This window comes from Saccharopolyspora sp. NPDC000359 (assembly GCF_040300525.1).
Lineage (GTDB): Bacteria > Actinomycetota > Actinomycetes > Mycobacteriales > Pseudonocardiaceae > Saccharopolyspora.
Genome location: NZ_JBEPDU010000019.1, coordinates 86,788 through 108,145 on the forward strand (window position 1 = coordinate 86,788; position 21,358 = coordinate 108,145).

Sequence of the window (21,358 nt, forward strand, 5' to 3'; positions counted from 1 at the left end):
CCCCCTCTCACGGGTCAGGCCAGGAAGGCTTCGGTCAGGTCGAGCTCGCGGCGCCGGCTGTAGCCGATGCCCTGCAGCGCGGGCGAGTGCGCCCAGCGCTGCCAGTACACGCCGATCTCGATCAGGAACAGCTCGTCGAGCAGCTGGTCGGACAGTGCGGCGTGCGCACCGGCCGGATCACCGGGGAGCTGCCAGGCCGCGTCGGCGGCCCGCGTGTAGTCCGGTGAGCTGAAGTGCGACGCGTTCTGGCGCGCGTTGAACGGGTAGGCGCTGACGGCCAGCGTCGAGGGGGTCATCTGCGCCCACGAGTGCGTGGCCACCCACAGCCCGCGGAAGCCCCCGGCGATCAGCTGCTGGGTGAACTGCGCCCGGTCCAGCGGTTCCAGCCGCACGTCGATGCCGACCTCGGCGAGGTTGTTCTGCACGATCTGGGCCACCGCCGCCAGCGACGGGTCCTTCGCCGCGTACACCAGCGGCAGCACCGGCACCGGGCCGTGCTCCGCCACCAGGGCGCGCGCCCGCGGCAGGTCCCGCGCGTAGCGCCGCGCGCGCACCTCGTCGTGGGCCGGGCTGTCCTGCGGCCACGGCAGCGAAGTCGCGTAGCCCGCGCCGCGGAACACCTCGGTGATGATCCGCTCCCGGTCCAACGCGTGCGCGATCGCACGGCGGATCCGCACGTCGTCCAGCGGTGGGGTGGTCACGTTCGTGCCCACGTAGGCCTGTAGTTCGGCCCCGGTGAGCGTGATCGCCCGGGCCGTGCCGAGGCGCACCGCGGACTCCACGTCGCGGTGGCCGAGGGTGTCGGCGAGGTGCACCTGGCCCGACTTCAGCGCCGACAGCAGCGAGGACTTCTCCGGGATGATCCGCGCCCGCACCCCGTCCAGGTAGGGCCGGCCCGGCACGAAGTAGTCGGGGTTGCGGGTGAACCGCAGTTCGGTGTTCGGCCGCCACCCGTCGAACCGGAACGGGCCGGTGCCCACGAACCGGGTGCCGCTGCGCAGGTCGTCGATCGAGTCCGAGTCGATGATCGGCACCGTGTCCAGCAGGTCGAAGATGTTGCTCAGCGGGTCGGCGAAGCGCAGCACCACCTCGTGCGGGCCGACCACGTCGATCCCGGTGATCGCCGCCGCGGTGCTGCGCAGCTGCCCGTTCCACTTCGGATCCGCGTAGCTGCGCAGCGAGAACTCGACGTCGGCGGCGGTGAACGGGCGCCCGCTGTGGAAGCGGACGTCGTCGCGCAGCAGCAGGGTCAGCGCGGTGCCGTCCGGCGCGGGCGTCCAGGAGGTGGCCAGGGCCGGTCGCGGTTCCAGACCCGACGGGCCGTAGCGCACCAGCCGGTCGTAGACCAGCCCGATCAGGGTGGTGATCGCCGGGCCGGTGTTGGTGAACAGGTTCTTGGGCACCAGGTCGGAGAGCAGGCCGAGCTGCGCGGTGCCGCCCGGTTCCGGGGGCCCGGCGGACACCACCCGCTCCTGCCTGGCCACCGCCGACTCGCAGCCGGTGACCAGCAGCGCGGCACCGAGACCGAGGCCGCGCAGCAGCTCGCGGCGGCCGATGTGTTGCGTCATGACTTCCTTCGGGCAGCGGTGAACAGGGCGAACGGTCGGTCGTAGAGGTGGGCCAGGACGCTGGTGCAGGCCGCGACGGCCTGCACGTCGGCACCGAAGCGGGTCACCTGCGGCGGGGGCGCGCCGGGCAGCGCGGTGTGGTCGGCGAAGCTGTGCCGCAGCTCGTCGAGCTGCTCCGGCGCGTCGGTGATCGCCTGGCCGCCCAGTACCACCAGGTCCGGGTCCACCACGTCGCGCACGGCCGCGACCGCGCGGCCCAGGGTGCGGGCCCGCGCGGCGAGGATCCGCGCGGCACCGGGGTCCCCGGCGGCCGCGGTGGCGTGCAGTAGGTGGATGTCCGGCCGGTCGACCACCCCGTCCGCGACGGCTTCGGCCAGCACAGTCTGCTCGGACACCGAGACCTCCAGGCACCCGGTCCGCCCGCAGGGGCAGGGCACGTCGGTGCCGACGGCCAGGTGCGCGATGTCGCTGCCGCGCCCCGGCCCGCGGTGCAGCCGACCACCCGAGACCAGCGCCACGCCCACCACCTGGCGCGCGTAGCAGTACAGCAGGCTGCGTGGTGTCCGGCGCAGCCCGAACAGCAGCTCCGCGGTGGCCATCGCGGGCAGGTGCCCGTCGACGTGCACCGGCCGTCCGGTGGCGGCGGCCAGCAGGTCGCGGACGGGCACCTGGTACCAGCCGAGCCGTTCGTGGTCGACCACGCCGTGGTCGGGGTCCACGTGCCCACCGGTGACCAGCCCGATGCCCACCACGCTGCGCTGCGGTCGGCGGTGCAGGAACACCGCCAGCCGGGAGGCCAGGAAGTCCAGCACGTCCTCCGGCCCACCACCCGGTGTGGGCAGGTGCTCGTCGGCCAGCAGCCTGCCGCGCAGGTCGGCCAGCCCGAACGTGGTGGTGCTGACGCCGATGTGCACGCCGCACGCGGCCAGCGCGGTCTCGTCGATGTCCACCGGCACCCGGGGGCGGCCGATCGCGCCGGAGTGCGTCAGCTCCGGCACCTCGCGCACGATCCCGAGCTCGATGAGCGCCGCCACCTGGCGGCTCACCGTCGGTGGGCTCAACGCCACCCGCCGCTCGATGGCGGCGCGGGACAGCGGCCCGGCCTGGCGGATCACGTCCAGGACGGTGGCGGCGTTGGTTTCGCGCACCCCGCCCGGGCGCGCGGACAGCATGGTCGTCACGAGGGGTCCCGTCTGCTCGGGAAGGTTCGGGGAACAGCACGCCGCGGCACCGCCCGGCGGTGCGCGGCATTGCTTTCGGTGGTGGGAGGAAGTCGCGGATCGCGCGCTCAGCCGCGGCAACAGCACGGCGCGGCCGAGGCCGGGGTGCCGTGCGGGAGCGGGGCGCGGAACTGCTGCATGGGCCGAGCATTGCCCGCCCGCCGGGGCAGCGTCAAAGCCTTCCGCGATGCGGGACGCGACCCGCGACTTATTTTCAGTGGCGCGAAAAGCCTTGCTGCAGCGCGGCATTCGTCCTTAGCGTTCGTCCGAGGTGGAGCAACTTCCCCTTCTCCGTGCCGCAACAGTCCGGCAACGAGACCTTCTTCATCCCCCTGGGAGGACAACCATGACCGCTCAGCTCAACACCCGGGTCGAGGTCGTCAAGCTCGGTGCGCACATCGGTGCGCGCATCGACGGCGTTCGCCTCGGCGGCGACCTGGACGCGGCCACCGTCGCCGAGATCCGGGCCGCGCTGCTGACCCACAAGGTGGTCTTCTTCCGCGACCAGCACCACCTGGACGACGCCGGGCAGCTGGCCTTCGCCGAGCTGCTCGGCGAGCCCACGCTGGCCCACCCCACCGTCAAGGGCCGCGAGCACGCCAACATCCTGCCCATCGACTCGGACTACTCGAAGGCCAACAGCTGGCACACCGACGTGACTTTCGTGGACCGGATCCCGGCGATCAGCCTGCTGCGCGCGGTGCGGCTGCCCTCCTACGGCGGCACCACGACGTGGGCCAGCACCGTGGCCGCCTACGAGAAGCTGCCGGACTCGCTGCGGGCGCTGGTGGACCGGTTGTGGGCGGTGCACAGCAACGCCTACGACTACGCGGCGAACATCGACGAGCAGCGCATCGGCGGTGTCGACGTGAAGTCCCAGCAGTACCGGGAGGAGTTCGTCGCCGACGTCTACGAGACCGAGCACCCGGTGGTGCGGGTGCACCCGGAGACCGGTGAGCGGTCGCTGCTGCTGGGCCACTTCGTGCGCCGCCTGGTGGGGCTCACCAGCGTGGAGTCGGCGGCGCTGTTCCGGCTGCTGCAGGACCGGGTCACGCAGCTGGAGAACACCGTCCGCTGGAACTGGGCGGACGGGGACCTGGCGATCTGGGACAACCGGGCCACGCAGCACTACGCCATCGCCGACTACGACGACCAGCCGCGCCGCCTGCACCGCATCACGCTCGCCGGTGACGTCCCGGTCAGCGTCGACGGCGTGCGCAGCACCACCCGCACCGGCGACGCCGCGCACTACTCCCCAGCCAGCTGACCGCCGGGGCGTGTCGCTCCGCGTGGCGGCGGGTACTGCGGGGGCGTGGAGCTCGTCGAGGAGACGCCCTACCGGTTCCGGATCGAGCCGCGCGGAGCGATGCGGGTGCCCGGGGTGGTGTTCGCGTCGCGGCGGCTGCTGCCGCCGGGGGGCGACGGGTCGCTGGAGCAGGTGGCCAACGTCGCGGCGCTGCCGGGCATCGTCGGCGCGTCCTACGCGATGCCCGATGTGCACTGGGGCTACGGCTTCCCGATCGGCGGGGTCGCCGCCACCGACGTCGGAGCCGGTGGTGTGGTCTCGCCGGGCGGGGTCGGGTTCGACATCTCGTGCGGGGTGCGGCTGCTGGCCGCCGAGCTGGAGCGGGCGGAGTTCCACCGGGTGGCCGAGGAGGTGCTCAACGGCCTCAGCCGCGCCACCCCGCGCGGGGCTGGCCGGGGCGCGGTGTGGCAGGTGCCCCGCGAGGGGCTCGAACGCCTGCTCGCGGACGGGTCCCGCTACGCCGTGGAGCGGGGCTGGGGCGTGCCGCGCGACCTGGAGCGCTGCGAGGACGGCGGAGCGGTCGCCGACGCCGCGCCCGACCGGGTCAGCACGCGGGCGCGGGACCGCGGGCTCGGGCAGGTCGGCAGCCTCGGTTCCGGCAACCACTTCCTGGAGGTGCAGGCCGTCGCGGAGGTCTACGACGAGGGCACCGCCGGGGCGTTCGGGCTGCATCCCGACCAGGTGTGCGTGATGATCCACTGCGGGTCGCGGGGGCTGGGCCACCAGATCTGCACCGACCACGTCCGGCGGATGGACGAGGCGATGGCCGACCGCGGGCTGGTGGTGCCGGACCGGCAGCTGGCCTGCGCCCCGGTCGACTCCGCCGAGGGCCGGGCCTACCTGGGTGCGATGGCCGCGGCGGCGAACTACGCCCGCGCGAACCGGCACGTGCTCGGCGTCGCGGCCGGTGAGGTGCTGCGGCGGGTGACCGGGCACGGGCTCGACCTGGTCTACGACATCTCGCACAACCTCGCCAAGCTCGAGACCCACGAGGTCGCCGGGCGGTCCCGCGAGCTGTGCGTGCACCGCAAGGGCGCCACCCGCGCGCTGCCGCCCGGGCACCCGGAACTGCCGCCGGACCTGCGGGAGGCCGGGCAACCGGTGCTCGTCCCGGGTTCGATGGGCACCGCGTCCTACGTGCTGGCCGGGGTTGCTGGTGGCGACGCGTTCCACTCGACCTGCCACGGGGCGGGCCGCGCGCAGAGCCGCCACCAGGCCGTCCGCACGACCGACGCGCACCAGCTGCGGCGGGAGCTGGAGCGCGACGGCATCGTGGTGCGCGGGAGCTCCGCGCGCGGTCTGGCCGAGGAGGCGCCGACCGCCTACAAGGACGTCGACGCGGTGGTGGCCGTCGCCGAGGGGGCCGGGCTGTGCCGGAAGGTGGCCCGGCTGGTGCCGTTGGGCGTGGTGAAGGGGTGAGCGGCGGTTACCGCTTCCTCCCGCACACCGCCGACATCCGGTTCGAGGCGTGGGGCGGCACCCGCGAGGAGTGCCTCGCGCAGGCCTGCCGCGCGCTGGTCGCCTCCTTCGCGGAGGTCCCCGCAGCAGCACCGGCCCGGCCCGCCTCGGTGGTGCTCGACGGCGGCGGCGAGCAGCTGCTGCTCGCCGCGCTGGACGAGGTCATCTACCGGCTCGACGTCGGGGGCACCGTGCCGCGCGAGGTCGACGTGCGGGCCACCCCGGCGGGGACCGCACTGGAGTTGTCCGAAGTGGACTCAGATGCGGTCCGGTTCACCGGGGCGGCACCGAAGGCGATCTCCCTGCACGGGTTCTCGTTCGCGCGCGACGAGCAGGGCTGGCGCTGCAGCGTCACCGTGGACGTGTGAGCCCTACGCCTCGGTGGCGAAGCGCACGTAGCGCTCGGCGGAGCGCTGGACGATGCGGTCCGCCCCGGACGGGATCACCAGGTCCCACCACGCGCCGTAGAGCGCCTCGAACCGGTACGGCTCAAGCATCCGCGCGGCCCGCTGGACCACGCTGGGCCGCTCCGGGATGTAGTTCGGGTAGCTGTACATGAACGCCACGTGCGTGCGGTCCGGGATGACCTGCACGATGTCACCGCTGAACAGCGCGCCGTCGCCGCGGTCCCAGTGCAGCACGGTGCCGCCCGCGAAGTGCACACCCAGGTTGAGCAGCATCAGGCCGGGGGCCAGCTGCTTGGTCTCCCCCTCCCACAGCTCGATCGCCGAGTCCGGGCGACCGATCCACTCCTGGTCGGAGGCGTGCAGGTGCACCGGCACGTCGAAGGTGCGCGCCCACTCGACCATCGTGGTGTAGTAGTGCGGGTGGCTGATCGCGATGCCCGCCAGCCCGCCGAGCGCGTTGATCGCCCCGACGATCTCGTCGTCCAGGTAGGCCAGGCAGTCCCACAGGAAGTTCCCGGCCTCGGTGCGCAGGAGCAGCGCCCGCTGGCCGATGGCGAAGTTCGGTTCGCAGCCGATGCCCAAAACCTCGCCCTCCTCCCGGATCACCGCGGTGCGCTCACCGGACCGCAGCTGCGCCAGGTCGGTCCACTGCTGCCCGGCGGAGGGCAGGTACTGCCGCTCGTCCTCGCAGATCGGGCAGTCAGGTCGCGGGTGGGCGTACTGCGTCCCGCAGGTCGCGCAGATCGGCAGCGCAGCGGCTGGCATGACCATCGTTCCTCGCTCTCTTCACGGACCGCCAGCCTAACCCGCACCTGCCGCTCCCAGGCCCGCAGTCGGCAAACCCGGGTGCACCAGTTGTCGACGGCGCCCACGTGGTCAATTGCGGCCCTGATTCCCGAATTGCGCTGGTGCGCCCGTTGCCCGAATCGCTGGACCGCCCGGAGCGCACCAGGGATGAACGCGAACGGCATCACCCTCGATGTCGGCGAGCCGATCGGAAGCCGGGAAAGGCCTTCGCGCACCGGCCAACTCGGCACCATTGAACTGCCCGCCGAGAACTGTGCCTCCTGTCACGTCGGGCGCTGCTCCTTGCGGGTGGCGCAGGACGGGAAACGCCCTGTCCCTGCCCAGAAGCGGGCAACTCCGCTTGCCCCGGTGATCGTGATCGCGCAAAGCTGCACGCATGTCCCAGTCATTCTTCGACGACCTCGAGGAGTACGTCGTGCTCGCGACTGGCGCAGATCGCGCCACTGCCAATCGGCTGGTGCACACGATTGTCGAGAACCTCAACGAACCGGTGGACGACTACGTGCGACGCCGACACCGCGAGCTCCAGGACTGCGGCTACAAGAACAGCAAGATCTGGGAATTCCTGCGAGCCGAGCTGGCGACCAGGCCGCTGGCCCCGCCGCGCTTCAGCGAGCGCCAGCTCCGGCGCATCGTCTACGGCTGAGCGGCAGCCCGGCGGTGGCACCGCCGATAGCATGGCGGGGACGGCTCCCGTCGCAGCCCACCGGCCACCACCCCTGGGAACGCTCATGTGCCGCAGTATCAAGACCCTCCGCCCGCCCTACGCCGAGGAGGTCACCGAGGGTGACGTCCGCGCGGCGGCGTTGCAGTACGTCCGCAAGATCTCCGGGTTCCGGCAGCCCGCCGCGCACAACGCCGCGGCGTTCGAGCAGGCCGTGGACGAGGTCGAGCAGGCCACCGCGAAGCTGCTCGGCGCGCTGCAGGTCCGCGGCCAGCACCGCGCCTGAGGACCCGCCCGGAGCCAGCACCCCACTACTTGACACCAGTCGTCAAGCGCTTGCTAGTCTGCGTCAAGCAGACGGGAGGTGCTGCCGTGCTGGACGAACAACGGGAACTGGCCGGGGAACTGCGTCGACTCGTGACCACCCGGCTCCTGGACCCGCTGAGCATCCTGCTCGAATCCGACACCGCGACCAACGAGCTGCAGCGGCAGGTCGAGCAGCAGGCCGCGCAGTGGGCCGCGACGATGCTCGGCCCTGATCAGCAAGCCGCCGCGCACGCCTGCTCGCGGGCGCTGGCCGCGCTGTTCCCGAGCGATGGCCCGTTCGCCCCGCCGGATCCCTGGTGGCGCACCCCGCTCGGGCGGGTCGTCGCACGCCGCCTCGGCCACCCCGGCGCCGACCACGTCCCCTTCTCCACCGCGGGTGCGATCCTGGGCATCACCCGGCAGGGCGTGCACGACCTGGTCAACCGCGGCAAGCTCGAACGCCACCCGGACGGCGGCGTGCGCACCGCGTCGATCCGCGCGCGGCTGGACCACATCCACGGAGGCACCGCATGAACGACGTCCTGATCGACACCCCGAGCAGTCGGGTAGCCGTGCGCGACCACGGCGGCACCGGGCCCGCCGTGGTGCTGTTGCACGGCGCGGGCGGAAACCTGTTGGCCTGGCGGCACTTCGCGCCGCTGCTCACCACCGAGCACCGGGTGATCTCGCTGGACCTGCGCGGCCACGGGCATTCGGGGGACGGGCCGTGGACGTGGGACGACGTGCTCGACGACCTCGATGCCGTGGCCGCGCACCTCCAGCTGGCCCGCCCGGCCGTCGTGGGGCATTCGCTGGGCGGCATGATCGCCGCCCTGTGGGCGCTCCGGCACCCCGACTGCCCCGCCGCCATCAGCCTCGACGGTCACCGCGCCGCCCTCACCCACCCGGAGAACTACGCGGGACTGCCCGAGGAACAGGTGCACGCGCAGCTGGCACGCCTGCGCGCGGTCTTCGACGCGCAGACCGCAGCGGCCGGGCAGCCGATGACCCCCGAGCAGGCCGCCGCGGTGCTGGAGCAGCAGCGCACCTTCGCCGCGCGGACCGGGATCGACGTCGAGCACTGGCTCGAGCAGCTCCAGCGCGGCTGGCAGGTGCACGGCGACCAGACACTGGTGCGGCCGGGCCCGCAACTGCTCGAACCGCTGCGCAACAGCCCGGAGTTCGTCGATGCGCTCCCAGTCTTCGCCAAGGTGACCAGCCCCTTCCTGCTCGTCCGCGCCACGCGGGTGGCCGGGTTCCCACCCGAGTTCACCGACCTGGTGGAGGCCCTGCACGAGGGCCTCCGCCGAGACCTCGCGGCTCAGCGCCGAGCAGCCCAGCTTCGAGGTCCAGGAGGTCGACGCCAGCCACGGCATGGTCTTCGAAGCACCGGACGTGGTCGCCGAGGTCGTGCTCAACTTCCTGCGCGACCACCGCTGATCGGCGACCGGTGGCACCGCGGCCTGGACGCGGTGCCACCGCGGCAGCAGAATCGATCACGGCAACCGGAGTGGGGAGTTGATCGAGGGTGCAGACCGCGACGGCCGCGCTGAACGACATCCAGGTGCGCTACTGCGCCCACGGCTCGGGACCGGCCGTGGTGTTCGTGCACGGCTTGGCCCAGGACCACCGCAGCTGGCAGCGCCAGCAGGAGGCGTTGACCGAGCACCGGACCTACGCCTACGACGTGCGCGGCCACGGCTCCAGCAAGCTCGGCACCGCGAACGGCACGCTGGAACAGCTGCGCGACGACCTGCTGGCGTTCCTCACCGAGATCTCCGGCCCCGCGGTGTGCGTCGGATTCTCGCTGGGCGGCACCGTGGTGCTCTCCGCCGCCGCGCAGCGCCCCGACCTGGTCACCGGAGCAGTGGTGCTCGGCACGTCCTCTGTGGTGGGTCGGCGGGCAGCCGAGATGAACATGCAGCGCGCCGCAGAAGTCGCGGATCCCGCTGCCCTGTTGGAAACCCTGCGCGGGGACACTCGGGCGATGACCACCGATTCCACAGTGGACATCGACGAGCTGGTCACCTACCGCGCATCGACGATCGGCGACGGCGCGGGGTACGCGAACGCGCTGACCGCGATGGCCGGGATCCGCGACAACCCGCTGACCCCCGCGCTCGCCGCGGTCGAACGCCCGGTGACCGTGATCGGCGCCGAGCACGACGCGGTCTGCCCGCGCAAGGCCGCCGACATCCTCCTCGCCGGCCTCCCCCGGGCCCACTACGTGGAGATCCCGAACGCCGGGCACCTGATGAACGTCGACAACCCGGAAGCCGTCACCGCTGCTCTCCGCACCGCCCTGGCGGACCCGGCCTGAGCACGGGAGGCGGCCGCGGTGCGACACCGCGACCGCCTCCCGGGGCCGGTCGATCAGGCGTCGACGTGCTCGTCCCGCTTCGCCGAGCGCCGCACCAGCCTGTTCCACAGCGGCCAGGTCAGCAGCAGCGCGATCACCACGTAGACGGTGATCGCCAGCGGCGAGTTCACCAGACCGGTCAGCGAACCGTCGCTGATCTGCAGCGCTCGCCGCATCTGCAGCTCCGCGGCCGGGCCGAGGATGACCCCGACGATGGCCGGGAGCACCGGCAGCCCGTAGCGGCGCATCGCGAACCCGATCACGCCGATGATGAACAGCAGCACCAGGTCCAGCGCCGCACCACCGACCGCGTACGCGCCGACGCTGGCGAAGAACAGGATCCCGGCGTAGAGGTACGGGCGCGGGATCTGCAGCAGCTTCGCCCACACCGGGGCCATCGGCAGGTTGATGACCAGCAGCAGCGCCAGGCCCACGAACATGCTCGCGATCAGCGCCCACACCAGGTCCGCCTCGCGCTCGAACAGCAGCGGTCCGGGCTGGATGCCGTACTGCTGGAACGCCGCCAGCATCACCGCGGCCACCGAGGTGGTCGGCAGGCCCAGGGTGAGCATGGTGACCATCGTGCCCGCCGCGCTCGCCGTGGCGGTCGCCTCCGGCCCGGCCACGCCCTCGATGGCGCCCTTGCCCCAGTCACCGGACTTGCGGGACAGCTGCTTCTCCACCGTGTAGGACAGGAACGTCGGCATCTCCGCGCCACCGGCGGGGATCGCGCCGAACGGGAACCCGATCAGCGGCCCGCGCAGCCACGGCTTCCAGGTGCGCCGCAGGTCCGCCCGGCCCAGCCAGGGGCGGCCGACCGGCAGCGGCCGGTCCTGGGTGTGCCGCAGGTGCGCGGCGACCCACAGCGACTCGCCGACGGCGAACATCCCGACCGCCACGACCACCACGTCGATGCCGTCGGCCAGCTGCAGCGAACCGAACGTCAGCCGGGCCTGGCCACTCATCTGGTCCAGGCCGACCAGCCCGATGGTCAGGCCGATCAGTAGCGAGGCGAACCCGCGGATCCGCGAGCTGCCCAGCACGGTGGCGGTCGCGGCGAAGGCCAGCACCATGAACGCGAAGTAGTCCGGGGCGCCGATGTTCACCGCGTAGCTGGCGATGACCGGTGCGAGCAGCACCAGCAGGACCAGCCCGATCAGGCCGCCGATGAAGTGGCCGATCGCCGCCGCGGCCAGCGCCTGCGAGCCGCGGCCCGCCTTGGCCATCTTGTTGCCCTCGATGGCCACCACCACCGCCGCGCTCTCCCCCGGGGTGTTGAGCAGGATGGAGGTGGTCGAACCGCCGAACATGCCGCCGAAGTAGATCCCGGCGAACATGATGAACGCACCGGTCGGGTCCAGCGCGTAGGTGACCGGCAGCAGCAGCGCCACCGCCATCGCCGGGCCGATGCCCGGCAGCACGCCCACGGCGGTGCCCAGCAGCACGCCGATCGCGGCGAACAGCAGGTGCTCCGGGGTCAGCGCGGTGCTGAACCCCGCCAGGAGGTTGGACAGGTCCATCGGTTACAGCACCTCCATCAGCGGGCCACCGGGCAGCGGGACGCCGAGCAGGTTGTTGAACGCCAACCAGGTCAGCACCGAGATGACCGCGGCGAGCAGCGGGTCCCGCACGTGGTTCCGGCTGCCCAGCGAGTAGGCCGCGCCCCAGAACAGGACCGCTGCCGACGCCGGGAACCCGATCACGTTGATCAGCGCCGCGTTGAGCAGGAAGAACCCGGACAGCAGCAGCAGGGTGCGCCAGTCGGTCGGCGCGTCCAGGTCGACGTCCTCGCCGCCCTCGGCCTCACCTCGACCGCCGCGCAGCACGTCGCGGGCCAGCAGGACGGCGACGACGACCAGCAGCGTGCCGACCACGACCGGCACCGCCTTGGGGCCCACCGGGCCGCGCTGCGCGAAGTCGGTCGGGATGGTGATCGCGTCCACCAGGACCAGCACGCCCACCGCGAGCAGCAGGGCGCACAGCCCCAGCTCGGAGTGCGACTTCCACCAGCTCCGGCGCTGGTGCGCAGTGGAACTCATGCCGCCCCCAGTTCCTCGAGCACCGACGCCACCCGGTCGTTCTCCCCCTGCAGGAAGGCGCCGAAGGCGTCACCGGTCTGGAAGGCGTCCGTCCAACCGTTGAGCCGCATGGCCTCGCGCCACTGCTCGCTGTCGTGCAGCTCGGCGAACAGCGAGATCAGCTTCTTCCGCTCGGTGTCGCTGATGTCCGGCGGGGCGACGATGCCGCGCCAGTTGGTGAAGCTGACGTCCACCCCGGACTCCCGCAGGGTCGGGGCGTCGATGCCCGGCACCCGCTCGGGGCTGGTCACCGCCAGCGCCCGCAGCTCGCCAGCGGCGATCTGGTCGCGGGTCTCACCGATCCCGGACACCCCGAAGGCGACCTTGCTGCCCAGCACCGAGGCCATCAGCTCGCCGCCGCCGTCGAAGGGCACGTAGTTGACGTCCTTGGCGGGCAGGCCGACGGCCCGCGCGGTCAGCATCGGCGCCAGGTGGTCCGGGCCGCCCGGCGAGGAGCCGCCACCGACCGGTACCGCGCCGGGGTTGGCCTTCCACGCCTCGATCAGCTCACCGATGGTCCGGTACGGCGACCCCTTGGCCACCACGATCACGTCGGCTTCCTCGGTGAGCTTGGCGATCGGCGTGGTGTCCTGCAGCGACACCGGTGAGTGGTTGGTGTAGACCGACCCCACCACGCCCAGGCCCATGGACATCACCAGCGCACCGTTGCCCGCCTCGTTGACCAGCCGCCCCAGCCCGACGGTGCCGCCCGCGCCGGGCAGGTTGAAGACCTCGGTCGGCCCGTTCAGCCCGATGTCCTCGATGGTCTTCACCGCGGTCCGCGCGGTGATGTCGTAACCACCGCCGGGGGTGTTGGGCACCATGACCCGCAGGCCGCGGATCTGGGACCCCGCCGCCTCGTCCCGGTCCGACCCCACCAGGGGTGGGACGACGAACACCAGCAGTGCCGCGCCCAGCACCGCCAGCGCCACTTTCAGCTTGCGCATCATCACCTCACTGTGACCCCGGTCTCGCACCGACCGGGTGGTGGGTGATCATCCCCCGTGCGAGGCGGAACGTCTCGGTTCCGGACCTATCGGAAGTTGCGGAAGTTCTGTAACCGGGGCTTGCCGCAGGTGCCGGGGGGCACCGCGGAGCCTACTCGGCGAAGAGGCGGAACCCGCTCGCGTTCGCCGGATCGGTAGACTCCGGACGGCGCATCCGCAGGCCGCCTGATCTCGAACCAGGCGGCTGAACAGCGAGGAGTTCCCATGGGTTCGCTCAGTGTCTGGCACTGGCTGATCGTGCTCGTCGCGGTCGTGCTGCTGTTCGGCTCGGCGAAGCTGCCCCAGCTGGCGCGCTCGCTCGGCCAGTCCGCCCGCGTCCTCAAGGCCGAGGCGCGCGGCATGAAGGCCGACGAGGAAGCGGCCAAGCAGCCCGCCGACGACGGCAAGCCGCAGCAGGGCTGACCGCTCGAACTGACGAGCTCCCCCGCCGACCCTGTCGACGGGGGAGCTTTTCGGCGTCGCGGGTCAGGCCCGGGCCAGGTTCGCCTCCAGCTGGTCGGCCAGCTTGTTCATGATCCCCGCGTAGCTGGCGTAGCTCATCGGCGCGACCGCGTCCCACTCGACGAAGCGGTCCGCGGCGGCGGCCGGGTGCGCGGCGAAGACCGGGTTCTGCTTCATCTGCTCCGGCGTCATCGACGCCGACCGCGCGTCCCACAGCAGGATGTCGCCCGGGTAGGCGTTGGCGTTCTCCCAGGACAGCCGCTCGAAGTAGCCGCCACCGGCGACGTCGGGGTGCTTCGGCGTGGTGATCGGCAGGCCCAGCTCCTCGACGTAGTAGTCCAGGTCGGGATTGCGCCCGGGCACCACCACGAAGAACTCCTCCTTGGTGCCGCCGACGGCCAGGATCGACTTGCCCTCGGCGCGCATCGAGGCCCCGATGTCGCGCAGCCGCTGGGCGGCGGCGTTGAACGCCTGCTTGTCGGCCTTGATCGCCGCGGACTCCACGTCGGCGCCGAGCGCGCGGGCCAGCTCCTCGTACTTGCCGATCGCCTCGGGCAGCGAGATGCCGGACTGCTGCACGCCGACCGTCGGCACGATCCGCCTGACCGCGTCCTCCTGGTCCTGCACCAGGTGCCACAGCCCGGGGAACTCCGCGTACTTGCCGCTGACCAGCAGGTCGGGCTGCAGGGAGGTCAGGCGCTCCAGGTTCACCTCGCCGTAGCCGGGCCCGGTGACGTCGGTGACCTGCTCCGGGTCGATGCTGCCGGCCTCCGGTTCGGTCGAACCGTCGTCGCGCACCAGCGGGCCGAACGTGCCCGCGATCGGCACGCCGAAGTCCTTGAGCGCACCGGCCGCCGAGACCTGCGCGATGATCCGCTCGGGACGGTGCTCGGCGGTCACCGTGATCCCGCGGTCATCGGTGTAGGACCAGCCGCCCTCCCCCTGGCCTCCCGGCGCGGGCGAACCGCACCCCGCCAGCACGCCCACGGCCGCCAACGACGCGGCTGCGGCTCGGATCTTGTGACGCACACCAACCTCCCCAAATCTCTAAGGCTAGGCTAACCTAGCACCTGATCTCGGGAGGTTCACGGATGGCAGTCACGCAGACCGTCGAGCACCGGCCGGACTACCGGCTGTTCCCCGTCGAGGTGGCGCGGGTCCAGCGGCTCGGCCCCAGCTTCGCGCGAATCACCTTCACCGCCGACTGCCTGCGCGGCTTCGGCTTCGGCGGGGACGACCAGCGGATCAAGCTGGTGCTGCCGCAGCCCGGGCGGACCATCGCGGACTTCCCGGACGGCGCCGACTGGTACCAGCGGTGGCTGGCGCAGCCCGACGACATCCGCCCGACGCTGCGCACCTACACCGTCCGCTCCTTCCGCCCGGCGGACGCCGAGCTCGACGTCGACTTCGTGCTGCACGGGGTGGCCGACGGGCATGGCGGGCCCGCCTCCACCTGGGCCGCCACCGCGCGCCCCGGCCAGCAGATCGGTCTGCTCGGCCCGGACCGCCCCGGCCGCGGGCGCCCGTGGGGCTGCGAGTGGGCCCCGCCGGAGTCAGCCAGCCACCTGGTGCTGGCCGGTGACGAGACCGCCGTGCCCGCGGTCGCGGCGATCGTCGAGAGCCTCCCGCCGTGCGCCCGCGGCGTCGTCTGCCTTGAGGTGCCCGAGGAGCAGGACCGGCAGGACTGGCGAGTGCCCACCGGGGTCGAGGTGCGGTGGTTCTCCCGCTGCGGAGGGGCGCCGCACGGCAAGCTGCTGGAGGAAGGCGTCGCCAGCGCGCTCGCCGAGCTGCACCCGCGCTCGGCCTCCGGTGCCGCCGAGCTCGACGACATCGACGTGGACACCGAGACGTTGTGGGAGGTGCCCGCCGCCGAGCCCGCGCCGAGCCGCCTCTACGGGTGGCTGGCCGGGGAGGCTGGGGTGATCAAGCGGTTGCGCCGGATGCTGGTCACCGACTACGGCATCCCGAAGCAGTCCGTGGCGTTCATGGGCTACTGGCGCGAGGGCCGCAGCTGACCTGGTCCCGCGCGCCTGTCAGTGCTCCCCCCTACTGTTCCAGCGACTGCGCTGGTCTCGCGAACCCCGCCGGGACCGTCCTAGAGTCGCAACCAGGGGCAGCCGAAAGGGGGAGGCCATGGGCGCCACCATGGTCGTCGAGGACTTCGCCACCGCGACCGATCCGTACCGGCGCGAGCTGCTGGCGCACTGCTACCGGATGCTCGGTTCGCTCCACGACGCCGAGGACCTGGTGCAGGAGACCTACTTGCACGCCTGGCGCGCCTACGACCGGTTCGAGGGCCGCTCGTCGCTGCGCACCTGGTTGCACAAGATCGCCACGACCGCGTGCCTGACCGCGCTGGAGAACCGCAAGCGCCGCCCGCTGCCGACCGGTCTCGGCGGGCCCAGCGAGATCCCCGGCGACGAGCTGGTGCAGCGGCCGGAGATCCCGTGGCTGGAACCGATCCCGGACACCGTCGTGGTCGACGACCCCACCGACCCGGCCGCCATCGTCAGCGCGCGGGAGGGCACCCGGCTGGCGTTCATCGCCGCCCTCCAGCACCTGCCCGCCCGCCAGCGCGCGGTGCTGGTGCTGCGCGACGTGCTCAAGTGGAAGGCCGCTGAGGTCGCCGAGGTCTTCGGCACCAGCACAGCGGCGGTCAACAGCGCCCTGCAGCGCGCCCGAGCGCAGCTGGCCGAGGTCAAGTCCTCGTCGGACGATGCGCCCGCTCCGCTGAGCGACGTGCAGCAGCGGCTGCTGGACCGCTACGTGGCGGCCTTCGAGGCCAAGGACATCTCCGCCCTCGTGCAGCTGTTCACCACCGAAGCGGTCTGGGAGATGCCGCCGTTCACCACCTGGGTGCGCGGTGCCGAGCAGATCGGTCGGCTGGTGGACCTCAAGTGCCCGGCCGGACCGGGCGACCTGCGGTTGCTGCCCGCGCGGGCCAACGGCCAGGTCGCCTTCGGCGTCTACCTGCGCGAACCCGACGAGGTGTTCCGGCCGTTCCACCTGCAGGTGCTGGAGCTGGACGGCAACGCGGTGCGGCACACCGTCGCCTTCTTCGACGTCAGCGTGTTCCCCCGCTTCGGGCTGCCTGAGACCTGCCCTGGGTAGGGACTAGTCGAGCGGGTGCTCGGCCAGGAAACCCAGCACCGCGCCAGAGGCCTCCGCCCGCTGCTCCTCGAAGTAGGCGTGCCGGGCCCCGTCCAGGTAGCGCACCTCGGCACCCGGGATGCGGTTGGCGAGGATGGTGGCGTTCTCCACCGGGCTGAACGCGTCGTCGGTGCCGTGCAGCACCAGCGTCGGCGCGGTGATCTGGTCCAGCACCGCCCAGCTGTCGTGGGCGTTGCTGGCCCGCAGGTGCCCGCGGCGCGCGTGGCCGGGCATCGGGTCGCCGAGCGTCCGGTACGGGCCCGGGTTCGCACGCACCCACTCCGGGGAGTACATCAGGTCGATCAGGACCTCCCGGGCGGCTTCCGCCGACGGCTGCGCCAACGCGCGGATGATCTCCGGGTCGGCGCGCAGCCCGTGCGCTCCGCCGACCGAGGTGCAGCCCAGGATCAGCGCACCGACGTGGTCCGGGTAGTCGATCGCCAACCACTGGGCGACCTTGCCGCCCATCGACGTGCCGTACACGTGCGCGCGGGCGATGCCGAGCTCGTCGAGGACGTGGACCACGTCGGTGGCGAAGCGGCGGACGCTGTACTCGGCACCGGCGGGCTTGTCGCTGCGCCCGGTGCCCAGGTAGTCCAGCACGACCACCTGGTGCGCCGCCTCGAAGTCGGCGCGCACGCCATCCCACCAGTGGTGGGTGTTGGCCTGCCCACTGAGCAGGACCAGCGGTTCACCGCCGCCGTGCACTTCGTAGTAGATCGCTGCCTGGTCTGCGCTTTTCACGAACGGCACGCCGCCATCCTAGTGCTCGCCCCGGCTGTGCTCCGGGGCCAGAGGTGTTCTAATGCCGGGTGTGACCGGCCCGGAGCAGATCCGCTTGACCCAGTACGCGCACGGCGGCGGGTGCGCGTGCAAGATCCCACCCGGCGAGCTGGAAGCCGTGGTGGCCGGGTTGCCCACCGACGTGGCCGACCCCGCGGCGCAGCTGCTGGTCGGGGTGGCCACCGGCGACGACGCGGCAGTGGTGCGCGCGGACGGCGGCCCCGGCATCGTGGTCACCACGGACTTCTTCACCCCGGTCGTGGACGATCCGCGCGACTGGGGGCGCATCGCGGCGGCCAACGCGCTGTCCGATGTGTACGCGATGGGCGGCACGCCGGTCGTCGCGGTGAACCTGCTCGGCTGGCCCCGCGAGGTCTTGCCGTTCGAGCTGGCCGCGGAGGTGCTGCGGGGTGGCGGGGAGGTCGCCGCGGCGGCCGGGTGCCACCTCGGCGGTGGGCACAGCATCGACGACCCCGAACCCAAGTACGGCTTGGCGGTGACCGGCCTGGTCGACCCGGACCGGTTGCTGCGCAACGACACCGCACGTCCCGGTCTGCCGCTCTCGTTGACCAAGCCGCTGGGCGTCGGCGTGCTCAACACCCGGCACAAGCGCACCGGAGAGCGCTTCCCTCAAGCCATCGAGGCGATGACGGCACTCAACCGGGACGCGGCCGCGGCGGCGCTGCGGGCGGGCGCGGTGTGCGCTACCGACGTCACCGGGTTCGGGCTGCTCGGGCACCTGTTCAAGATGATGCGCGCCTCGGGGACTTCCGCTGAGCTCGACACCGCCGCGGTGCCCTACCTCGACGGCGCGCGGGATGCCGTGCGAGCGGGTTTCGTCAGCGGTGGCACGCGGCGCAACCTGGACTGGGTCCGGCCGCACCTCGACGCGGGTAGCGCGGCGGAGGAGGACCAGCTGCTGCTCGCCGACGCGCAGACCTCCGGTGGCCTGCTGGTGGTCGGCGAAGTCCCCGGTGCTCCGGTGATCGGCCAGGTCCGCCCCGCGGCCGGTGCGGTGATCACGCTGCGTTGAGCGCCCACATCGTGGGCGGCGGTCGAGATTCGTTGACGTTGCGGCGTTTCCAGCTCTAGGTTCGAGGCATGGCGCATCCGGTGCAGCTGGTCACCAGGGACCACGTCGATCTCCTCCGGGTCACCTCCGCCGCCTGTCCGCGGCCCTGACCTCGCGCACCTTCCGCCCTCCTTCTATTCCACTGTGGCCGATCCCGGGCCGCGGTGGTCGACGCCCGCAGGAAGGACGACCTGCACATGGCACCCCCCGAACTGCACCTCGCGGTAGCTCTGGACGGCGCCGGTTGGCACCCGGCCGCCTGGCGGCGACCGCAGGCCCGGCCCGCCGAGCTGTTCACCGCCGGGTACTGGGTCGACCTGGCCCAGGAGGCCGAGCGGGGACTGCTCGACCTCATCACCTTCGAAGACTCCCTGGGGCCGCAGTCCAGCCGCGACGACGGCCCCGACGACCGCACCGACCAGGTGCGCGGAAGGTTGGACGCGGGCCTGGTCGCGGCGCGCGTGGCACCTCTGACCAGGCGCATCGGCCTGGTGCCCAGCGCCGTGGTCACCCACACCGAGCCGTTCCACATCTCCAAGGCGGTCGCCAGCCTCGACTACATCAGCACCGGGCGGGCTGGCTGGCAGCCGAAGGTCTCCGCGCTGCGCTCGGAGGCGGCGCACTTCGGCCGCCGGGAGGTGCGCGCCGAGGAGCTGCTGGACGAGGCCGCCGACTACGTCGAGGTGGTGCGCAGGTTGTGGGACAGCTGGGAGGACGACGCGGAGATCCGCGACGTGGCCACCGGCCGGTTCATCGACCGCGACAAGCTGCACCACATCGACTTCGCTGGGAAGTGGTTCGACGTCAAGGGGCCGTCCATCACGCCCCGACCGCCGCAGGGGCAGCCGCTGGTCACCGCACTGGCCACCGACGCGGCAGGGCACCGCTTCGCCGCCCGCGCCGCCGACGTCGTGTTCACCACGCCGCACGACGTCGAGCAGGTGCGGATCGTCGAGTCCCGCATCCGCACCGAGCAGGCCCTGGTCGGCCGGGAGCAGGACCGCCTGCACGTCTTCGGCGACATCGTGGTGCACCTCGGCGCCGGTGCAGCCGACCGCAGGGCCCAGCTGGACGAGCTCGACGGCAGCGGGTCCACATCGGACGCACCGGTCTTCACCGGCACGGCCGCCGAGCTCGCCGACCGGCTGCAGGCCTGGTCCGCGGCGGGGCTGACCGGTTTCCGGTTGCGGCCGGGCGCGCTCCCGGAGGACCTGACCGCGATCACCCGCGACCTGGTGCCGGAGCTGCAGCGGCGCGGGGTGTTCCGCACCTCCTACGACACCGGGTCGTTGCGCGGGCGGCTCGGGCTCCCCCGTCCCGCCAGCCGCTACGCCACGACAGCCGGAGGACGTCCGTGACCAAGCAGATCCACCTGGCCGCCCACTTCCCCGGGGTCAACAACACCACGGTGTGGAGCGATCCGCGGTCGTTGAGCCAGATCGAGTTCTCCTCGTTCGAGCACCTCGCCCGCACCGCCGAGCGCGCCAAGTTCGACTTCCTGTTCCTGGCCGAGGGGCTGCGGCTGCGCGAGCAGGGCGGCAGGATCTACGACTTGGACGTGGTGGGCCGCCCGGACACCTTCACGGTGCTGGCCGGGCTCGCCGCCGTGACCGAGCACCTCGGGCTGGCGGGCACGATCAACTCGACGTTCAACGAGCCCTACGAGGTGGCGCGGCAGTTCGCCAGCCTCGACCACCTCTCCGGCGGTCGCGCCGCCTGGAACGTGGTGACCTCCTGGGACTCGTTCACCGGGGAGAACTTCCGGCGCGGCGGCTTCCTGCCCGAGGACCAGCGCTACGAGCGCGCCGAGCGCTTCCTGCGCACCGCCTGGGAGCTGTTCGACTCCTGGCGCGGGGACGAGGTCGTCGCCGACAAGGAGAGCGGCTCCTTCCTCACCGATCCGTGCGCCGGTTCGTTCGCCCACCGGGACGCGCACTTCGACATCGCCGGGCGGTTCAACGTGCCGCGCAGCCCGCAGGGGCGGCCGGTGATCTTCCAGGCCGGGGACTCCGACGCCGGGCGGGAGTTCGCCGCCGCCACGGCCGACGCCATCTTCACCGCGCACGGAACCCCCCAGGCGGGCAAGGACTTCTACGCCGACGTCAAGCGGAGACTGCCGGGGCACGGGCGGTCCCGCGACGAGCTGCTGGTCTTCCCGGCGACGACCGTGGTGCTCGGCGACACCGACGCCGAAGCCCACGAGCGCGCCGCGCACATCCGGCGCCAGCAGGTCAGCGGGCAGACCGCGATCCGGTTCCTGGAGCAGCTGTGGAACCGCGACCTCAGCGACCTGGACCCGGACCGCCCGCTGCCGGAGTTCGACCCGGTGCCGGGCGAGAACACCATCGCCCGGGGGCGGGCCAGCGTGCGGCGGTACCGCGACCCGGTCGCCACCGCGCAGGAGTGGCGCGAGCTGGCCGAGGCCAAGCAGCTGTCGATCCGGGACCTGATCATCGAGGTGACGGCCCGGCAGTCGTTCATCGGCACCGCTTCGGGGGTGGCGGCCGAGATGAACCGGTTCGTGCAGGAGGACGCCTGCGACGGGTTCATCCTCGTCCCGCACCTCACCCCGGGCGGCCTGGACGAGTTCGTGGACACCGTGGTGCCGCTGCTGCAGGAGCGCGGCGTGTACCGCACCGAGTACCCGGGCGGGACGCTGCGCGACAACCTCGGTCTCCCGCCGCTGCGGAACCCGCAGCACAGCAGCAGGAACGCCTCGTGACCCGGTCCTA

Annotated in this window: 23 protein-coding genes; 15 read left to right on the forward strand and 8 right to left on the reverse strand. The window is 72.4% G+C overall.

Features of this window, described 5'->3' with window-relative positions; genetic code table 11:
- Positions 1-14: 14 nt before the first annotated feature.
- Both ABT324_RS14885 and ABT324_RS14890 read right to left on the reverse strand, forming a co-directional pair.
- The gene (locus ABT324_RS14885) at positions 15-1,568 is read right to left on the reverse strand and encodes an ABC transporter substrate-binding protein (protein ID WP_351176464.1); all 1,554 of its coding nucleotides are present in this window, start codon (positions 1,566-1,568) and stop codon (positions 15-17) included.
- Entirely contained in the window at positions 1,565-2,740 is a 1,176-nt protein-coding gene (locus ABT324_RS14890; protein ID WP_351176553.1) for an ROK family transcriptional regulator, read from the reverse strand. Before ABT324_RS14890 ends, ABT324_RS14885 begins: the two co-directional genes overlap by 4 nt.
- Before the next feature lie 394 nt (positions 2,741-3,134).
- On the opposite strand from ABT324_RS14890, the gene ABT324_RS14895 reads away from it, so the two are divergent.
- Genes ABT324_RS14895 through ABT324_RS14905 form a run of 3 tightly spaced genes read left to right on the forward strand, consistent with a single transcriptional unit; the run spans position 3,135 to position 5,920 of the window.
- Entirely contained in the window at positions 3,135-4,055 is a 921-nt protein-coding gene (locus ABT324_RS14895; protein ID WP_351176467.1) for a TauD/TfdA dioxygenase family protein, read from the forward strand.
- Positions 4,056-4,100: 45 nt separating this feature from the next.
- Complete coding sequence (locus ABT324_RS14900) at positions 4,101-5,513, forward strand: RtcB family protein (protein WP_351176470.1); 1,413 nt, start codon at positions 4,101-4,103, stop codon at positions 5,511-5,513.
- Entirely contained in the window at positions 5,510-5,920 is a 411-nt protein-coding gene (locus tag ABT324_RS14905) for an archease (protein ID WP_351176473.1), read from the forward strand. The genes ABT324_RS14900 and ABT324_RS14905 overlap by 4 nt, the downstream gene beginning before the upstream one ends.
- Before the next feature lie 3 nt (positions 5,921-5,923).
- Here ABT324_RS14905 and ABT324_RS14910 read toward each other — a convergent pair whose 3' ends face one another.
- Positions 5,924-6,724 (reverse strand): MBL fold metallo-hydrolase, encoded by an 801-nt coding sequence (locus ABT324_RS14910; protein WP_351176476.1) that lies wholly within the window; start codon positions 6,722-6,724, stop codon positions 5,924-5,926.
- Between the two features lie 418 nt (positions 6,725-7,142).
- Here ABT324_RS14910 and ABT324_RS14915 point away from each other — a divergent pair, with 418 nt between their 5' ends.
- The 5 genes from ABT324_RS14915 to ABT324_RS14935 all read left to right on the forward strand — a co-directional run bounded on the left by ABT324_RS14915 (position 7,143) and on the right by ABT324_RS14935 (position 10,056).
- The gene (locus tag ABT324_RS14915) at positions 7,143-7,412 is read left to right on the forward strand and encodes a hypothetical protein (protein WP_351176478.1); all 270 of its coding nucleotides are present in this window, start codon (positions 7,143-7,145) and stop codon (positions 7,410-7,412) included.
- An 85-nt stretch (positions 7,413-7,497) separates the two neighbouring features.
- Positions 7,498-7,716, forward strand: a complete 219-nt coding sequence (locus ABT324_RS14920) for a DUF2277 domain-containing protein (protein WP_351176481.1) — start codon at positions 7,498-7,500, stop codon at positions 7,714-7,716.
- Between the two features lie 86 nt (positions 7,717-7,802).
- Positions 7,803-8,270 carry a hypothetical protein gene (locus ABT324_RS14925; protein WP_351176484.1) on the forward strand — a complete coding sequence of 156 codons (468 nt, stop codon included), beginning with the start codon at positions 7,803-7,805 and terminating at the stop codon, positions 8,268-8,270.
- The gene (locus tag ABT324_RS14930) at positions 8,267-9,289 is read left to right on the forward strand and encodes an alpha/beta fold hydrolase (RefSeq protein ID WP_351176487.1); all 1,023 of its coding nucleotides are present in this window, start codon (positions 8,267-8,269) and stop codon (positions 9,287-9,289) included. The genes ABT324_RS14925 and ABT324_RS14930 overlap by 4 nt, the downstream gene beginning before the upstream one ends.
- Positions 9,265-10,056 carry an alpha/beta fold hydrolase gene (locus tag ABT324_RS14935; RefSeq protein WP_351176490.1) on the forward strand — a complete coding sequence of 264 codons (792 nt, stop codon included), beginning with the start codon at positions 9,265-9,267 and terminating at the stop codon, positions 10,054-10,056. Before ABT324_RS14930 ends, ABT324_RS14935 begins: the two co-directional genes overlap by 25 nt.
- 53 nt (positions 10,057-10,109) lie before the next feature.
- On the opposite strand, the gene ABT324_RS14940 is transcribed toward ABT324_RS14935, so the two are convergent.
- Genes ABT324_RS14940 through ABT324_RS14950 form a run of 3 tightly spaced genes read right to left on the reverse strand, consistent with a single transcriptional unit; the run spans position 10,110 to position 13,120 of the window.
- Complete coding sequence (locus ABT324_RS14940; RefSeq protein WP_351176493.1) at positions 10,110-11,615, reverse strand: tripartite tricarboxylate transporter permease; 1,506 nt, start codon at positions 11,613-11,615, stop codon at positions 10,110-10,112.
- 3 nt (positions 11,616-11,618) lie between these two features.
- Positions 11,619-12,134 carry a tripartite tricarboxylate transporter TctB family protein gene (locus ABT324_RS14945; RefSeq protein WP_351176495.1) on the reverse strand — a complete coding sequence of 172 codons (516 nt, stop codon included), beginning with the start codon at positions 12,132-12,134 and terminating at the stop codon, positions 11,619-11,621.
- Entirely contained in the window at positions 12,131-13,120 is a 990-nt protein-coding gene (locus ABT324_RS14950; protein WP_351176556.1) for a Bug family tripartite tricarboxylate transporter substrate binding protein, read from the reverse strand. The genes ABT324_RS14945 and ABT324_RS14950 overlap by 4 nt, the downstream gene beginning before the upstream one ends.
- A 264-nt stretch (positions 13,121-13,384) precedes the next feature.
- Between ABT324_RS14950 and tatA the strand changes: the two genes are divergently transcribed.
- On the forward strand, positions 13,385-13,582 hold the full coding sequence (tatA, locus tag ABT324_RS14955) for a Sec-independent protein translocase subunit TatA (RefSeq protein WP_351176498.1): 198 nt from the start codon (positions 13,385-13,387) through the stop codon (positions 13,580-13,582).
- A 63-nt stretch (positions 13,583-13,645) separates the two neighbouring features.
- Here the strand turns inward: tatA and ABT324_RS14960 are convergent, their stop codons facing one another.
- A complete protein-coding gene (locus ABT324_RS14960; protein WP_351176501.1) occupies positions 13,646-14,650 on the reverse strand; it encodes an ABC transporter substrate-binding protein in 1,005 nt (334 codons plus the stop codon).
- 62 nt (positions 14,651-14,712) lie between these two features.
- Between ABT324_RS14960 and ABT324_RS14965 the strand changes: the two genes are divergently transcribed.
- Together ABT324_RS14965 and ABT324_RS14970 are read left to right on the forward strand one after the other, a co-directional pair.
- Positions 14,713-15,636, forward strand: coding sequence for a siderophore-interacting protein (locus ABT324_RS14965; RefSeq protein ID WP_351176504.1), 924 nt, complete (start codon positions 14,713-14,715; stop codon positions 15,634-15,636).
- Positions 15,637-15,754: 118 nt separating this feature from the next.
- Positions 15,755-16,732, forward strand: a complete 978-nt coding sequence (locus ABT324_RS14970; protein ID WP_351176507.1) for a sigma-70 family RNA polymerase sigma factor — start codon at positions 15,755-15,757, stop codon at positions 16,730-16,732.
- 3 nt (positions 16,733-16,735) lie between these two features.
- Here ABT324_RS14970 and ABT324_RS14975 read toward each other — a convergent pair whose 3' ends face one another.
- A complete protein-coding gene (locus ABT324_RS14975) occupies positions 16,736-17,524 on the reverse strand; it encodes an alpha/beta fold hydrolase (RefSeq protein ID WP_351176510.1) in 789 nt (262 codons plus the stop codon).
- Between the two features lie 61 nt (positions 17,525-17,585).
- Between ABT324_RS14975 and selD the strand changes: the two genes are divergently transcribed.
- From selD to ABT324_RS14995, 4 genes are all read left to right on the forward strand, one after another.
- Positions 17,586-18,587: a selenide, water dikinase SelD gene (selD, locus tag ABT324_RS14980; protein WP_502949742.1), complete on the forward strand. Its 1,002-nt coding sequence runs from the start codon at positions 17,586-17,588 to the stop codon at positions 18,585-18,587.
- 68 nt (positions 18,588-18,655) lie between these two features.
- Complete coding sequence (locus ABT324_RS14985; RefSeq protein ID WP_351176559.1) at positions 18,656-18,736, forward strand: putative leader peptide; 81 nt, start codon at positions 18,656-18,658, stop codon at positions 18,734-18,736.
- Between the two features lie 87 nt (positions 18,737-18,823).
- Positions 18,824-19,984 (forward strand): LLM class flavin-dependent oxidoreductase, encoded by a 1,161-nt coding sequence (locus ABT324_RS14990; protein WP_351176516.1) that lies wholly within the window; start codon positions 18,824-18,826, stop codon positions 19,982-19,984.
- Positions 19,981-21,348, forward strand: coding sequence for an NtaA/DmoA family FMN-dependent monooxygenase (locus ABT324_RS14995; protein WP_351176519.1), 1,368 nt, complete (start codon positions 19,981-19,983; stop codon positions 21,346-21,348). The genes ABT324_RS14990 and ABT324_RS14995 overlap by 4 nt, the downstream gene beginning before the upstream one ends.
- The last annotated feature ends 10 nt before the right edge of the window (positions 21,349-21,358 follow it).

Excerpts from the sequence above, each read along its gene's own strand:
- ABT324_RS14885 (WP_351176464.1), bottom strand. The coding sequence starts at position 1,568 with ATGACGCAACACATCGGCCGCCGCGAGCTGCTGCGCGGCCTCGGTCTC.
- ABT324_RS14890 (WP_351176553.1), bottom strand. The coding sequence starts at position 2,740 with ATGCTGTCCGCGCGCCCGGGCGGGGTGCGCGAAACCAACGCCGCCACC.
- ABT324_RS14895 (WP_351176467.1), top strand. The coding sequence starts at position 3,135 with ATGACCGCTCAGCTCAACACCCGGGTCGAGGTCGTCAAGCTCGGTGCG.
- ABT324_RS14910 (WP_351176476.1), bottom strand. The coding sequence starts at position 6,724 with ATGCCAGCCGCTGCGCTGCCGATCTGCGCGACCTGCGGGACGCAGTAC.
- ABT324_RS14915 (WP_351176478.1), top strand. The coding sequence starts at position 7,143 with ATGTCCCAGTCATTCTTCGACGACCTCGAGGAGTACGTCGTGCTCGCG.
- ABT324_RS14920 (WP_351176481.1), top strand. The coding sequence starts at position 7,498 with ATGTGCCGCAGTATCAAGACCCTCCGCCCGCCCTACGCCGAGGAGGTC.
- ABT324_RS14930 (WP_351176487.1), top strand. The coding sequence starts at position 8,267 with ATGAACGACGTCCTGATCGACACCCCGAGCAGTCGGGTAGCCGTGCGC.
- ABT324_RS14940 (WP_351176493.1), bottom strand. The coding sequence starts at position 11,615 with ATGGACCTGTCCAACCTCCTGGCGGGGTTCAGCACCGCGCTGACCCCG.
- ABT324_RS14945 (WP_351176495.1), bottom strand. The coding sequence starts at position 12,134 with ATGAGTTCCACTGCGCACCAGCGCCGGAGCTGGTGGAAGTCGCACTCC.
- ABT324_RS14950 (WP_351176556.1), bottom strand. The coding sequence starts at position 13,120 with ATGCGCAAGCTGAAAGTGGCGCTGGCGGTGCTGGGCGCGGCACTGCTG.
- tatA (WP_351176498.1), top strand. The coding sequence starts at position 13,385 with ATGGGTTCGCTCAGTGTCTGGCACTGGCTGATCGTGCTCGTCGCGGTC.
- ABT324_RS14965 (WP_351176504.1), top strand. The coding sequence starts at position 14,713 with ATGGCAGTCACGCAGACCGTCGAGCACCGGCCGGACTACCGGCTGTTC.
- ABT324_RS14970 (WP_351176507.1), top strand. The coding sequence starts at position 15,755 with ATGGGCGCCACCATGGTCGTCGAGGACTTCGCCACCGCGACCGATCCG.
- ABT324_RS14985 (WP_351176559.1), top strand. The coding sequence starts at position 18,656 with ATGGCGCATCCGGTGCAGCTGGTCACCAGGGACCACGTCGATCTCCTC.
- ABT324_RS14990 (WP_351176516.1), top strand. The coding sequence starts at position 18,824 with ATGGCACCCCCCGAACTGCACCTCGCGGTAGCTCTGGACGGCGCCGGT.